Origin of the sequence: Burkholderia sp. 22PA0106 (genome assembly GCF_047497155.1) — a bacterium.
Classification (GTDB): domain Bacteria; phylum Pseudomonadota; class Gammaproteobacteria; order Burkholderiales; family Burkholderiaceae; genus Burkholderia.
Map to the genome: position 1 here is coordinate 2,549,615 of NZ_CP163162.1, position 13,570 is coordinate 2,563,184.

At 64.9% G+C, this 13,570-nt stretch carries 11 protein-coding genes; 2 read left to right on the plus strand and 9 right to left on the minus strand.

The features are described from left to right. Nucleotides 1-153: 153 nt before the first annotated feature. The 5 genes from rpoD to AB4850_RS10960 all read right to left on the minus strand — a co-directional run bounded on the left by rpoD (nucleotide 154) and on the right by AB4850_RS10960 (nucleotide 6,755). Nucleotides 154-2,568: an RNA polymerase sigma factor RpoD gene (gene rpoD, locus AB4850_RS10940; RefSeq protein ID WP_414439828.1), complete on the minus strand. Its 2,415-nt coding sequence runs from the start codon at nucleotides 2,566-2,568 to the stop codon at nucleotides 154-156. Between the two features lie 96 nt (nucleotides 2,569-2,664). Beyond that, nucleotides 2,665-4,545 carry a DNA primase gene (gene dnaG / locus AB4850_RS10945; RefSeq protein ID WP_414439829.1) on the minus strand — a complete coding sequence of 627 codons (1,881 nt, stop codon included), beginning with the start codon at nucleotides 4,543-4,545 and terminating at the stop codon, nucleotides 2,665-2,667. 65 nt (nucleotides 4,546-4,610) lie between these two features. Beyond that, nucleotides 4,611-5,057 (minus strand): GatB/YqeY domain-containing protein, encoded by a 447-nt coding sequence (locus AB4850_RS10950; RefSeq protein WP_414439830.1) that lies wholly within the window; start codon nucleotides 5,055-5,057, stop codon nucleotides 4,611-4,613. 188 nt (nucleotides 5,058-5,245) lie between these two features. Next, nucleotides 5,246-5,458, minus strand: coding sequence for a 30S ribosomal protein S21 (gene rpsU / locus AB4850_RS10955; RefSeq protein ID WP_414439831.1), 213 nt, complete (start codon nucleotides 5,456-5,458; stop codon nucleotides 5,246-5,248). A gap of 79 nt (nucleotides 5,459-5,537) precedes the next feature. Further along, nucleotides 5,538-6,755 carry an NAD(P)/FAD-dependent oxidoreductase gene (locus tag AB4850_RS10960; RefSeq protein ID WP_414439832.1) on the minus strand — a complete coding sequence of 406 codons (1,218 nt, stop codon included), beginning with the start codon at nucleotides 6,753-6,755 and terminating at the stop codon, nucleotides 5,538-5,540. A gap of 137 nt (nucleotides 6,756-6,892) precedes the next feature. Here AB4850_RS10960 and tsaD point away from each other — a divergent pair, with 137 nt between their 5' ends. Beyond that, a complete protein-coding gene (tsaD, locus tag AB4850_RS10965) occupies nucleotides 6,893-7,933 on the plus strand; it encodes a tRNA (adenosine(37)-N6)-threonylcarbamoyltransferase complex transferase subunit TsaD (RefSeq protein ID WP_414439833.1) in 1,041 nt (346 codons plus the stop codon). A 95-nt stretch (nucleotides 7,934-8,028) separates the two neighbouring features. Here the strand turns inward: tsaD and folE2 are convergent, their stop codons facing one another. The 4 genes from folE2 to AB4850_RS10985 form a co-directional block, all read right to left on the minus strand. After that, entirely contained in the window at nucleotides 8,029-8,835 is an 807-nt protein-coding gene (folE2, locus tag AB4850_RS10970) for a GTP cyclohydrolase FolE2 (protein WP_414442007.1), read from the minus strand. Between the two features lie 170 nt (nucleotides 8,836-9,005). Next, nucleotides 9,006-10,910: a 1-deoxy-D-xylulose-5-phosphate synthase gene (gene dxs, locus AB4850_RS10975; protein ID WP_414439834.1), complete on the minus strand. Its 1,905-nt coding sequence runs from the start codon at nucleotides 10,908-10,910 to the stop codon at nucleotides 9,006-9,008. 84 nt (nucleotides 10,911-10,994) lie between these two features. Next, nucleotides 10,995-11,879: a polyprenyl synthetase family protein gene (locus tag AB4850_RS10980; protein WP_414439835.1), complete on the minus strand. Its 885-nt coding sequence runs from the start codon at nucleotides 11,877-11,879 to the stop codon at nucleotides 10,995-10,997. Beyond that, on the minus strand, nucleotides 11,876-12,169 hold the full coding sequence (locus AB4850_RS10985; protein ID WP_414439836.1) for an exodeoxyribonuclease VII small subunit: 294 nt from the start codon (nucleotides 12,167-12,169) through the stop codon (nucleotides 11,876-11,878). Before AB4850_RS10985 ends, AB4850_RS10980 begins: the two co-directional genes overlap by 4 nt. 277 nt (nucleotides 12,170-12,446) lie before the next feature. Here AB4850_RS10985 and AB4850_RS10990 point away from each other — a divergent pair, with 277 nt between their 5' ends. Next, the gene (locus AB4850_RS10990) at nucleotides 12,447-13,553 is read left to right on the plus strand and encodes an aromatic ring-hydroxylating oxygenase subunit alpha (protein WP_414439837.1); all 1,107 of its coding nucleotides are present in this window, start codon (nucleotides 12,447-12,449) and stop codon (nucleotides 13,551-13,553) included. The last annotated feature ends 17 nt before the right edge of the window (nucleotides 13,554-13,570 follow it).

The following is a 13,570-nucleotide window of genomic DNA, read 5'->3' on the forward strand; positions in this document are numbered from 1 at the left end:
CCTGGATGGACGGCGACGCAGTGCAAACACTGAACCGAGACGCGCGCCTCGAATGCCGCTGAGGGCACCGGGGACGGCATTGTACCGAACAATTGGGGAGACAAGAACCGCCGCCGGTCATGCAACCGGCGGCGGCCGGAACAGCGCCTTCGATCAGTTCCCTTCGAGGAACGACTTCAGCTTGTCCGAGCGGCTCGGATGACGCAGCTTGCGCAGCGCCTTGGCCTCGATCTGGCGGATCCGCTCACGCGTGACGTCGAACTGCTTGCCGACTTCTTCCAGCGTGTGATCGGTGCTCATCTCGATACCGAAACGCATGCGCAGCACCTTCGCTTCGCGCGGTGTCAGCGAATCGAGCACGTCCTTCACGACATCGCGCATGCTGGCGTGCAGCGCGGCATCGGCCGGCGCGACCGTGTTCGAATCCTCGATGAAGTCGCCCAGATGGGAATCGTCGTCGTCACCGATCGGCGTTTCCATCGAGATCGGCTCCTTCGCGATCTTCATGATCTTGCGGATCTTGTCTTCCGGCATTTCCATCTTCTCGGCCAGCGTTGCCGGATCCGGCTCGAGGCCGGTTTCCTGCAGGATCTGACGCGAGATGCGGTTCATCTTGTTGATCGTTTCGATCATGTGAACCGGAATCCGGATGGTACGTGCCTGGTCCGCGATCGAACGCGTGATGGCCTGACGAATCCACCAGGTCGCGTAGGTCGAGAACTTGTAGCCGCGACGGTATTCGAACTTGTCCACCGCCTTCATCAGGCCGATGTTGCCTTCCTGAATCAGGTCGAGGAACTGCAGGCCGCGGTTCGTGTACTTCTTGGCGATCGAGATCACGAGACGCAGGTTGGCCTCGGTCATTTCACGCTTGGCCTGACGCGCCTTCAGTTCGCCGGCCGCCATCTGGCGGTTGGTTTCCTTCAGGTCCTTCAGCGGCAACACCACGCGCGCCTGCAGATCCAGCAGGCGCTGCTGCTGCTCGTGGATCGCCGGCACGTTGCGTTCGAGGATCGCACCGTACGAATGGTTTTCGCTCGCGAGCTTTTCGGCCCACGTCAGATCCGTTTCGTTGCCCGGGAAGCGCGTGATGAATTCCGAACGCTGCATGCCGCACTTGTCGACCACGATGTGCAGGATCTGACGCTCGACCTGACGCACTTCGTCGACCTGCGCACGCAACGTGTCGCACAGACGCTCGACCGTACGCGCCGTGAAGCGGATCGACATCAGTTCGTTCTGGATCGTTTCCTGCGCCTTCAGGTAGGACTTCGACTTGTAGCCTTCCTTCTCGAACGCGCGGCGCATCTTGTCGAACCATTCGCTGATGAGCGCGAACTTCTCGAGCGAGGTGCGCTTGAGGGCTTCGAGCTGCGCCGCGTTGGCCGTGGCCTGGGCCGCGCCGTCGTCGTCCTCTTCTTCCTCGCTCTCGCCCGATTCCTCTTCCTCGGCATCCGCGGCTTCGGCTTCTTCCGCTTCCTTCGCGTTGAAACCGTCGGAATCCTCGGCGTTCGGATCGTTCAGGCCGTCGACGAGCTCGTCGACGCGGATTTCCTCGTTCGCCACGCGCTCGGCCATCGCGAGGATGTCGGCGATGGTGGTCGGGCATGCGGAGATGGCCATCACCATGTGGCGCAGGCCGTCTTCGATGCGCTTCGCGATTTCGATTTCGCCTTCGCGCGTCAGCAGCTCGACCGTGCCCATTTCACGCATGTACATCCGGACCGGATCGGTCGTGCGACCGAATTCCGAATCGACGGTGGACAGCGCGACTTCCGCTTCTTCCTCGACCTCGTCGTCCGACGAAGCCGCCGGCGCGTTGTCGTTCAGCAGCAGCGTTTCGGCATCGGGCGCCTGCTCGTAGACAGCCACGCCCATGTCGTTGAACGTGCCGATGATCCCTTCCAGGGCTTCCGTTTCCGTGAAGTTGTCCGGCAGGTGATCGTTGATTTCGGCGTAGGTCAGGAAGCCACGTTCCTTACCCAGCTTGATCAGCGCGCGCAGCTTGACGCGTCGCTCCTCGAGTTCCTCGGCGGTGCCGGGCTGGCTCGTGGCGAACGCTTCCTTCAGCAGCATCTTTTCTTTTGCGCGGCGATCACGCGCCTTGGTCTTCTCCTTACCCGTTGCAGCGGTCGGCTGCTGCTCGTCGCTCTGCGTTGCGTCGTCATCGACGGATACTTCGTTCAACTTTTTCGTCATGGAGTTCGCCGTACCGGCTAAATCGACTCGCGGCTGCTGGACAACAGCCTCTTGAACCGTGGATGCATGAGTAGTGCGCACTGCCGTTTCGTCCGCGGCGGCAGCCGCTGCCCTTGCGCTATTCGCACTCGCCCGCCTCACCGACGGCTTGGGCGCCGTGCGGGATGCGGATTTCGCGACGGCTCTTGATGCGCGAACCGTCGGTGCCGGCGCAGCCTTCGCGGTGCCGGCGGCGGTGCGTTTTCCGCCAGTGGGCGATGCGCCGGCAGACAACCGGGCGGAAGATAGAGTCTTGGCTTTCGTGACCTTGTTGGTCGGCTCGTCGGAGCCCTTGCCCACTGCTCTTTTCCCGCCTGTCGTCTTTGCCATTGCGAATTTCGCCTCTGTGCTTAGAAAACAAACCGCTGAAAACCTTGTATTATAGCACGTCGGGGAAAGCCTCTAGCTGCCCCCGTTGTTCCTCGTTTACAGCCCGAGTTTTGCCTTCATTTCCGTGCGTGCCCGGTTGAGGGCCATCAGCTCGCTCAACTCTTCAGGGGTATGCGTGGATTGCCGCGACAACTGGTTCATCCGGTCGTTGCAGGCGTCGTAGCGCATCTTGAGCACCGCCGCCTTGAATTCCGCGCCGGCGATCCGCTCGCGCTCCTGCATCGCTTCCTGTCCTGCGTCGTCTTCCGGGCTCTGCATCAGCAGGTCACGGACGTTTTCATCATAGTCGAGAATTTCGCGGAAGATTTCGTCATACGTTTCCGCGTTGGTCGAATTGCGCAGAACGTCGGACAACATCCGGAATTCGGCCGTATCGCCCAATTCGCGCGCGATCGTGAAGATCTCGTCGAACAGTTCCCCATTTCTCGGCAACGCGCGCAAGGTGTCGATCTCGTCGGCATCGAGCAGTGCCACGATGCGCGGGTGCATGACCAGGTTGCGCAGCGCACGCTTCTCGTTGTCGGTCACGCGGCGACGGTCGGCGCGCGCGGGCGCCTGGCGCACCGGCGCGGCGATCCGGGCATCCACGTCACTGAGCCCCGCCACTTCCTCGAACGGGATCTTCAGCCGGTCGGCGAACATGTGCATGATCTGCGCACGCAACGCGTTGGCCGGCAGCGCCTGCAACAGCGGCTTGGCCTCGAACAGCGCCTTCGCGCGCCCTTCCGGCTGGTCCAGCTCCTTGCCCGCGATCGCCTCGTTCAGCAGGAATTGCGACAGCGGCATAGCCCGCCGCACCTGATCGGAAAAACCCTCGGCGCCGAATTCGCGCACGTAGCTGTCCGGATCGTGCTCGGACGGCAGGAACAGGAAACGGATCGTGCGGTTGTCGGCAGCATGCGGCAAGCAGGCCTCCAGCGCACGACGCGCCGCGCGGCGGCCGGCCGAATCGCCGTCGAAGCTGAATACCACCGTATCGGTCTGCCGCAGCAGCTTCTGCACATGGACCGGCGTGCAAGCCGTGCCGAGCGTGGCCACCGCGTTCGGAAAACCGAGCTGCGCCAGCGCCACCACGTCCATATAGCCTTCCACCACCAACGCGTACTTGTGCTCGCGGATCGCCAGGCGCGCCTCGAACAAGCCGTACAACTCGCTACCCTTGTTGAATAGTGGCGTTTCCGGCGAATTCAAGTACTTCGGCTCGCCCGAATCGAGCACGCGCCCGCCGAAGCCGATCACATTGCCCTTCACGTTGCGGATCGGGAACATGATCCGTTCGCGGAAGCGGTCGTAGCGGCGCGACGTGCCGGCCGCGTCGGTTTTTTCGCTGACGATCACGAGCCCGGCCTCGACCAGCGTATCGGCCTTGTAATCGTCGTAGGCCGATTCGAGGTTCTGCCAGCCATCGGGCGCGTAGCCGAGCCCGAAGCGCATCGCGATCTCGCCGGTCAACCCGCGCCGCTTCAGGTACTCGATCGCGTTGGGCGCGCCGCGCAACTGCTTGCGGTAGTACTCGTTGGCGGTATGCATGACGTCGGTCAGCGCGGTGGTGACCGATTTCGACGCGGCCGGCACCCCGCCGCCCTCGCCTGAGTAGCCGCCACCGCCGCCACGCAGTGGCGAAGGCTCGTGCGGCACCGTCATGCCTACCGATTGCGCCAGATCCTGCACCGCCTCGGGAAAGCTCAACCCGGCGTGCTCCATCAGGAAGCCGATCGCGGTGCCGTGCGCGCCGCAACCGAAGCAGTGATAGAACTGCTTGGTCGGGCTGACCGTAAACGACGGGCTCTTTTCGTTGTGAAACGGGCAAAGCCCCATGAAATTGGCGCCGCCCTTCTTCAACTGGACGAAGCGGCCCACCACGTCGACGATATCGACGCGGTTCAGCAAATCCTGCAGGAACGAACTCGGAATCACGTAATGGCGGCTTGGGCGGCGTGGAGCAATGCCAGCGGCGCACACGGCGCCGGCCGGCAGGCGGCTTACTTCGTGAGCGCGGCCTTGACCAGCGCGGACACGGCGGTCATGTCGGCCTTGCCGGCCAGCTTACCCTTCAGCACGGCCATCAACTTGCCCATGTCCTGCGGGCCGCTGGCGCCGGTGGCCACCACGGCTTCCTGCACGGCATCGGCCACTTCGGCTGCCGACAGCTGCGCGGGCATGTAGGCAACCAGCACGTCGACCTCGGTCTGCTCCTGCGCGACCAGATCGTCGCGGCCGGCGGCCTGGAATTGCGAGATCGAATCCTTGCGCTGCTTGAGCATCTTGTCGATGACGCCCGTGATGGCCGCGTCGTCGAGCGTGATGCGCTCGTCGACTTCGCGCTGCTTGATCGCGGAGAGCAACAGGCGGATCGGGCCGAGCCGCGCGGTATCCTTCGCGCGCATCGCGGCCTTCATGTCTTCGCTGATCTGGTCTTTCAAACTCATCGCTTCACCCGGAAAGAAAAAAACGTCGATGCCCGGAAGCCGGACATCAATACAAAAACCCGCTTGAGGGCTTGCTCAAGCGGGTTTGCTCGAATCCGGCATCGACAGCCCGCTGGATGGGACCACCGCTGCGCCGCCCGACAAACCTTGCGGCGCCTCTAAAGAGGGTTGAGACAGAAACAGGATGCTCAGTAGAGCTTCTTCGGCAGCGTCTGGCCACGGATGCGCTTGTAGTGGCGCTTCACTGCGGCAGCCTTCTTGCGCTTGCGTTCGGCCGTGGGCTTCTCGAAGAACTCGCGTGCCCGAAGTTCGGTCAGCAGACCGTTCTTCTCGATCGTCCGCTTGAAGCGGCGCATGGCGACTTCGAAAGGCTCGTTTTCTTTTAAGCGAATGATCGTCATGACCCGTCACTGAAAAAGTAAAAACCGCGAAGAAAGGGCTACGAGTATAGCAGACGGGCTGCACAAACGCACTACCGAGTCAAGCACTTCCGGCCTGCGCGGCCGCGGCCTGCCCGGCTGCCACGCCCGAGGCCCACGCCCACTGGAAGTTGTAGCCGCCCAGCCAGCCGGTCACGTCGACCGATTCGCCGACGAAATAGAGGCCCGGCACGCGCGCGCTCATCATCGTCGACGACGACAGCTCGCGCGTATCGACGCCGCCCTTGGTGACTTCGGCCTTCTTGTAGCCCTCGGTGCCGTCGGGCACCAGGCTCCAGCGCGACAGCGCGCCGCCCACTTGGCGCAACGCCTTGTCGGGCAGATCGGCAAGCCGTGCGTCGTGGGCAAGCTTCTGCCCGTCGAGCCAGGCTTGCGCGAGCCGCGACGGCACCCACTCCGACAACAACGCGCCAATCTGGCGCTTCGAGCCCGATTTGGCGGCCAGCAGCGCTTCGGTGGCATCCTCGCGCGGCAGCAGGTCGAGGTGGATCGGCTCGCCCGGCTTCCAGTAGCTCGAAATCTGCAAAATGCCCGGCCCGGACAGCCCGCGATGGGTCAGCAGCAGATCCTCGACGAATTCGCCGCCGTCCTTCTTGCCGCCGGTCGAGACGCGCACCTCGAGCGACAGGCCCGACAGCGCCGAGAACGGCGCCCAATCGGCCGCGGCGAAGGTCAGCGGCACCAGCGCCGGGCGCGTATCGATCAGCTTGTGGCCGAACTGCTTGGCGAGCCGGTAGGCGAAATCGGTCGCGCCGATCTTCGGGATCGACAGCCCGCCGGTCGCGATGATCAGCGCCTTCGCGCCGATCGCGCCGGCACTCGTGTCGAGCGTGAAACCCACGCCGTCGGCATGCCGCACCGCCTCCACCGATACCGGCCGCCGCCAGGCGATGCGCCCTGCATCGCACTCGGCCTTCAGCACGTCGATGATCCCTTCGCTCTGCTGGTCGCAGAACAACTGGCCCTTGTGCTTCTCGTGCCAACTGATGCGGTGGCGCCTCAGCAGATCGAGGAAATCGCGTGGCGTGTAGCGCGCCAGCGCCGATCGGCAAAAGCGCGGGTTCTGCGACAGATAGTTGTCCGGCCCTGCCTGCAGGTTCGTGAAGTTGCAGCGCCCGCCGCCCGAGATGCGGATTTTCTCGGCGAGCCGCGGCGCATGATCGATCAGCACGACGCGGCGCCCGAGCTGCCCGGCGACGGCCGCGCTCATCATGCCGGCCGCGCCGGCGCCGATCACGGCGATATCGAAATTTTCCATGGCGCGGATTGTAACCGCGGAATGGCGCGGTATCGGCCGGATGGCGGCGGCCCTGGCCGTCAGGCCGAGGGACGGCCCCGCTGGTATACTGCCCGGTTGCCATTGCTTACCCGGCCGCACGGCCGCCCCACCGAACCATGCTTGTCCTCGGCATCGAAAGTTCGTGCGACGAAACCGGCCTCGCGCTGTACGACACGCAGCGCGGCCTCGTCTCCCACGCACTCCACTCGCAGATCGCGATGCACCGCGAATACGGCGGCGTCGTGCCCGAGCTCGCCTCGCGCGACCATATCCGCCGCGCGCTGCCGCTGCTCGAACAGGTGTTCGCCGACGGCGGCGTCGAGCGCGAGCAGATCGACGCGATCGCCTTCACGCAAGGCCCCGGCCTGGCCGGCGCGCTGCTGGTGGGCGCGAGCATCGCCAATGCGCTCGCGATGGCCTGGGACAAACCTACCGTCGGCATTCACCACCTCGAAGGGCACCTGCTGTCGCCGTTGCTGGTCGATGCGCCGCCGCCGTTCCCGTTCGTCGCGCTGCTGGTGTCGGGCGGCCACACGCAACTGATGCGCGTGACCGACGTGGGCGTGTACGAAACGCTCGGCGAAACGCTCGACGATGCGGCCGGCGAAGCATTCGACAAAACCGCCAAGCTGATCGGCCTGGGCTACCCGGGCGGCCCGGAAGTGTCGAAGCTGGCCGAGCTCGGCACGCCGGGCGCGGTGGCGCTGCCGCGGCCGATGCTGCATTCGGGCGATCTCGATTTCAGCTTCAGCGGCCTGAAAACGGCCGTGCTCACGCAGATGAAGAAGATCGAAGCCGGCGGCGCGACGGGCGCGGCGCTCGATGCGGCCAAGGCGGACCTGGCGCGCGGCTTCGTCGATGCGGCGGTCGACGTGCTGGTGGCGAAATCAATCGCGGCGCTGAAGCAAACCAAGCTCAATCGGCTGGTGGTGGCCGGCGGCGTGGGCGCGAACCGCCAACTGCGCGCGGCGCTGTCGGCCGCCGCGAAGAAGCGCGGCTTCGACGTCCACTACCCCGATCTGGCGCTCTGTACCGACAACGGCGCGATGATCGCGCTGGCCGGCGCGCTGCGCCTCGAACGCTGGCCCGATCAGGCCAATCGCGATTACGCGTTCACCGTCAAGCCGCGCTGGGATCTGACCTCGCTCTCGCGCTGAACGCAGGCGGGCCTCCCGCGCCAAGCCCGAAAAAACGAAACCCCGCGTCGCTGTAAGCAACGCGGGGTTTTTTATCGGCCCGACGCGAACGCGGCTCAGGCCGCGCGCTTGTCGCGCTCGATCAGCGCATAGGCGCTGTGATTGTGGATCGATTCGAAGTTCTCGGCTTCCAGCACGTAGGCGACGATCCGCGCATCGGCATCGAGCCGCTGCGCCACGTCACGCACGAGATCCTCGACGAACTTCGGGTTCTCGTAGGCGCGCTCGGTCACGAACTTCTCGTCGGGTCGCTTGAGCAGGCCCCACAGCTCGCACGAGGCTTCTTCCTCGGCGATCCGGATCAGTTCCTCGACCGGCACATCGCCGTTCAGCTCGGCGTCGATCGTCACGTGCGAGCGCTGGTTGTGCGCGCCGTATTGCGAGATCTTCTTCGAGCACGGGCACAGGCTCGTGACCGGCACCAGCACCTTCAGGAACAGCCGCGTCGCGCCGTTGCGCACGTCGCCAGCCAGCGTGACCTGGTAGTCGAGCAGGCTCTTCACGCCCGACACCGGCGCGGTCTTGCTGACGAAATACGGAAACGACACCTCGATCCGGCCGGCTTCGGCCTCCAGCTTGCCGAGCATCGACGCGAGCAGGCCACGGAACGTCTCGGCCGTCAGCGGCTCGCGGTTGTCTTCGAGCAGCGCCACGAAGCGCGACATGTGCGTGCCCTTCTGCTCGGCGGGCAGATGCACGTCGAGGTTCCACGTGCCGACCGTCGGCTGGATCTCGCCGGCTCCGGTGCGCACGGTCAGCGGATGCCGGACCGCACGCACGCCGACGCGCTGGATCAGGATCTGCCGCGTGTCGACCGTGCTCTGCACGTCGGGCATCACGAGGCCGGGGTTCATCTGGTTCATCTGTTCGGTCCTTGTCTTCACGCGCCACGCCGTCGCCGGCTCGCGCGCCACCGCACGAAGCGGGTGCCCGGAAACGCAACATGGGCCCGCAGGCCCATGTTTTCCGTTCCGGATAATCGGGAAAGCCGCCCGGTTGCCAGCTACGCAATCGGGCGGCGCGCGACGTTCGGTCAGGCCACGCGCTTCGCCTGATCGGCGACGCTGTCGGGCTGGCTCAGGAAACGCTCGCGGATCGACTTCGCGATGCCGGCGGCATCGAGGCCGCACTGCGACAGCAGCTTGGCCGGATCGCCGTGATCGACGAAGCGATCGGGGAGGCCCAATTGTAGTACGGGCCGGATAACCCCACTTTCCATCAGGGATTCGACGCAGGCCGAACCGGCGCCGCCTTGCAGGCAGCCCTCTTCGACCGTGACCAGATAGTCGTGCGTCTGAGCGAGTTCGCGGATCAGATCGGCATCGATCGGCTTCACGAAACGCATGTTCGCCACGGTGGCGTCGAGCTCCTCGGCAGCCGCCAGCGACGGTGCGACCATCGTGCCGAACGCGAGGATCGCGACGCGCTTGCCTTCCGGCTGGGCCGAGCGGCGGCGCACTTCGCCCTTGCCGAGCGGGATCGCCGTCATCGCCTTGACGGTCGGCACGCCGCCGCCCGCGCCGCGCGGATAGCGCACGGCCGTCGGGTTCGGCTGCTGCACGGCCGTGTAGAGCATCTGGCGGCATTCGTCTTCGTCCGACGCGGCCATCACCGTCATGTTCGGGATGCAGCGCATGAACGCCAGATCGTAGGCGCCCGCGTGCGTCGCACCGTCGGCACCGACCAGGCCCGAACGGTCGATCGCGAACACCACCGGCAGGTTCTGCAGCGCGACGTCGTGGATCAGTTGATCGTAGGCGCGTTGCAGGAACGTCGAGTAGATCGCGACGACCGGCTTCAGCCCTTCGGTGGCCATGCCGCCGGCGAAGGTCACCGCGTGCTGCTCGGCGATGCCGACGTCGTAATAACGATCCGGGAAGCGCTTTTCGAATTCGACCATGCCCGACCCCTCGCGCATCGCCGGCGTGATGCCGACCACGCGCGCATCGAGTTCGGCCATGTCGCACAGCCACTCGCCGAACACTTGGGTGTAGGTCTTCTTGGCGGGCGTCGCGGCCGGCTTGATGCCTTCGGCGGGATTGAACTTGCCCGGGCCGTGGTAGAGCACCGGATCGGCTTCGGCGAGCTTGTAGCCCTGGCCCTTCTTGGTGACCACGTGCAGGAATTGCGGGCCGCGCAGTTCCTTGATGTTCTGCAGCGTCGGGATCAGCGAATCGAGATCGTGACCGTCGATCGGGCCGATGTAGTTGAAGCCGAATTCCTCGAACAGCGTGGCCGGCACGACCATGCCCTTCGCGTGCTCTTCGAGCTTGCGCGCCAGTTCGAGCACCGGCGGCGCGACGCTCAACACCTTCTCGACGCCGGCACGGGCTGCCGCGTAGAAGCGGCCCGACATCAGGCGTGCGAGGTGGCGGTTCAGCGCGCCGACCGGCGGCGAGATCGACATGTCGTTGTCGTTGAGGATCACGAGCAGCTTCGCGTCCTCGGACACACCGGCGTTGTTCATCGCCTCGAAGGCCATGCCGGCCGTCATCGCGCCGTCGCCGATCACGGCGATCGAGAAGCGGTCGTCGCCGTTGAGCTGGCTGCCGATCGCCATGCCGAGCGCGGCGGAGATCGAGGTGCTCGAGTGCGCCGTGCCGAACGTGTCGTAGTTCGACTCCGAGCGGCGCGGGAAGCCCGAGATGCCGTCCTGCTGACGCAGCGTCGCCATCTGGTCGCGACGGCCGGTCAGGATCTTGTGCGGATACGTCTGGTGGCCGACGTCCCACACGATGCGGTCGTTCGGCGTATTGAAGACGTAATGCAGCGCGATCGTCAGTTCGACCGTGCCGAGATTGGACGACAAGTGGCCGCCCGTCTTCGACACGCTGTCGATCACGAACGAGCGCAGCTCATCGGCGAGCGGATGCAGTTGGCGACGATCGAGGCGGCGCAGGTCCGCCGGGTCGTCGATGGTTTTCAGCAAGTCGTACATCGTCGTTCCATTGTAGGAAATCAAACGCGCCCGCACTCTTGGTGCACGCTCCCGGGAGCCGAAGCGCGGCGGCGGGCTTTCGCGTCAGCTGACCCGGTTCACTACCAGGTCGGCGAGTTCGGCAAGGCGCTGCGCGCGTGCGCCGAACGGTTGCAACGCCGCATGCGCATCCGCACGCAGTTGCGCGGCCAGTTCGCGGGACGCATCGAGACCGATGATCGACACGTACGTGGGCTTGTTGGCCGCCGCATCCTTGCCCGCCGTCTTGCCGAGCGTTGCGGAATCGGTCGTTACGTCGAGAATGTCGTCCACCACCTGGAAGGCGAGGCCGACCGCGTCGGCGTATGCATCGAGCGCGCGCATCGTCTCTTCCGACGGCGTTTCGCCGGCCAGCGCGCCCATGCGCACGGCGGCGCGCAGCAGCGCACCGGTTTTCTTGCGGTGCATGGTTTCGAGCTGCTCGCGCGTGAGCATCAGGCCCACGCTGTCGAGGTCGATCGCCTGGCCGCCGGCCATGCCCACCGAGCCGCTCGCCAGCGCGAGCTCGCGCACCAGCGCCGCCTGTTGGACGGCGGTGAGCGCAGCAGCATCGGTCAGGGCGACGAACGCCTGCGATTGCAGCGCGTCGCCGACCAGCAGCGCGGTCGGTTCGTCGTACTGAACGTGAACCGTGGGCTTGCCGCGGCGCAGCGCGTCGTCATCCATGCAGGGCATGTCGTCATGCACCAGCGAATAGACGTGGATCATCTCCAGCGCGGCCGATGCGGCGTTGCGCGCAGCCTCCGTGGCGCCCGTCAGTTCGCCCGCGGCATGGCACAGCAGCGGGCGAACCCGCTTGCCGCCGCCCATCACCGCATAGCGCATCGCTTCGTGCAGCTTGCCGGGCACCACCGTCTCGGCCGGCAGATAGTGGCCGAGTGCGTCTTCGACGCGCGCCAGCACTGCGCGCATCCATTGTTCGAATGTCATAGATCGTCGTCTTCGCCGTCCGTGGCGGCCGCTCCTGTGGAGTGCGGTTTCAGCGTGGCCCCGTCGAGCACTCGCACCTGCTGCTCCACCTTATCGAGTTGCTGTTGGCAAAACGCAACAAGGGCCGCGCCGCGCCGATAGGCCGACAGCGAGTCCTCGAGGCTCAACGTTCCGCCCTCCATTCTCGCGACCAGCGTCTCGAGCTCCTCGAGCGCCGTTTCGTAGGAAGCCGGCAGCGATTCGGAGCCGGCACCCGACGCCGCAGCGCCCGGAGTTGCGTTTTTCGCCATGGAACGAGGGGAAATTTAAAAACAAGTCGGACATTCTACGGCAAAAGCGGATTCCAGCACCTGTCGACGTAATGGCCCCACCACCGCGGACGGTGCCAAGCACGCCGCGAACATGCCGATACGAGGCGGAATGCCGCACATCACGCATGGAAATTTGACACAAATCAGGCACTTATCCACCCCCATCGCTACAGTTTCAGGTATAGTAGAAGGTTCCCCTAAATCGATTTTTCGATGGTTGGGTTGTTCACTGCTTTCACGATTTCCGGGAGTGGGAATGTCCAATCTGAGCGACGCTCTGCAATTGAAGTCGGCATCGAGCCAACTTCCTGTCACCGCTTACTTCGATGAGGCGCTTCTCGCGCGCGAAGTCGAAACCCTGTTCAAGAAAGGTCCTCGCTACGTCGGGCACGAATTGATGGTGCCCGAGGCGGGAGATTATTTCGCCCTGCCTTCCGAAAAGGAAGGCCGTGTGCTCGTGCGCAACCAGCAGTCGCGCATCGAGCTGCTGTCGAACGTCTGCCGCCACCGGCAGGCGATCATGCTGAACGGCCGCGGCCACACGAACAACATCGTGTGCCCGCTGCACCGCTGGACCTACGATCTCGACGGGCAACTGCTCGGGGCGCCGCACTTCCCCGACAATCCGTGCCTGAACCTCGACAAGGCGCCGCTGCAGAACTGGCAGGGCCTGCTGTTCGAGGCCGAGGGCCGCAACGTCGCGCAGGATCTCGCGAACCTCGGCACGCGCCATCACTTCAACTTTTCGGACTACCTGTTCGATCACGTCGAAGTGCACGAATGCGACTACAACTGGAAGACGTTCATCGAGGTCTACCTCGAGGATTACCACGTCGTCCCGTTCCATCCGGGCCTCGGCAGTTTCGTGTCCTGCGACGATCTCAACTGGGAGTTCGGCGACTGGTACAGCGTGCAGACGGTCGGCGTGCACAACGCGCTCGCCAAGCCGGGCAGCCCCACGTACCAGAAATGGCACGAGCAGGTGCTGCGCTTTCGCGATGGCGTACCGCCCGAGTTCGGCGCGATCTGGATGGTCTATTACCCGGGCCTGATGATCGAGTGGTATCCGCACGTGCTGGTGGTGTCGTGGCTGATCCCGCGCGGCCCGCAGAAAACCACCAACATCGTCGAGTTCTATTACCCCGAGGAAATCGCGCTGTTCGAGCGCGAATTCGTCGAGGCCGAACGCGCCGCCTATATGGAAACGGCCGTCGAGGACGACGAGATCGCCCTGCGCATGGACGCCGGCCGCCGCGCGCTGATGGAACGCGGCGAATCCCAGGTCGGGCCGTACCAAAGCCCGATGGAAGACGGCATGCAGCACTTCCACGAATTCCTGCGCCGCAAGCTCGGCAGCATCTGATGCGAGCCGGCGCCTGC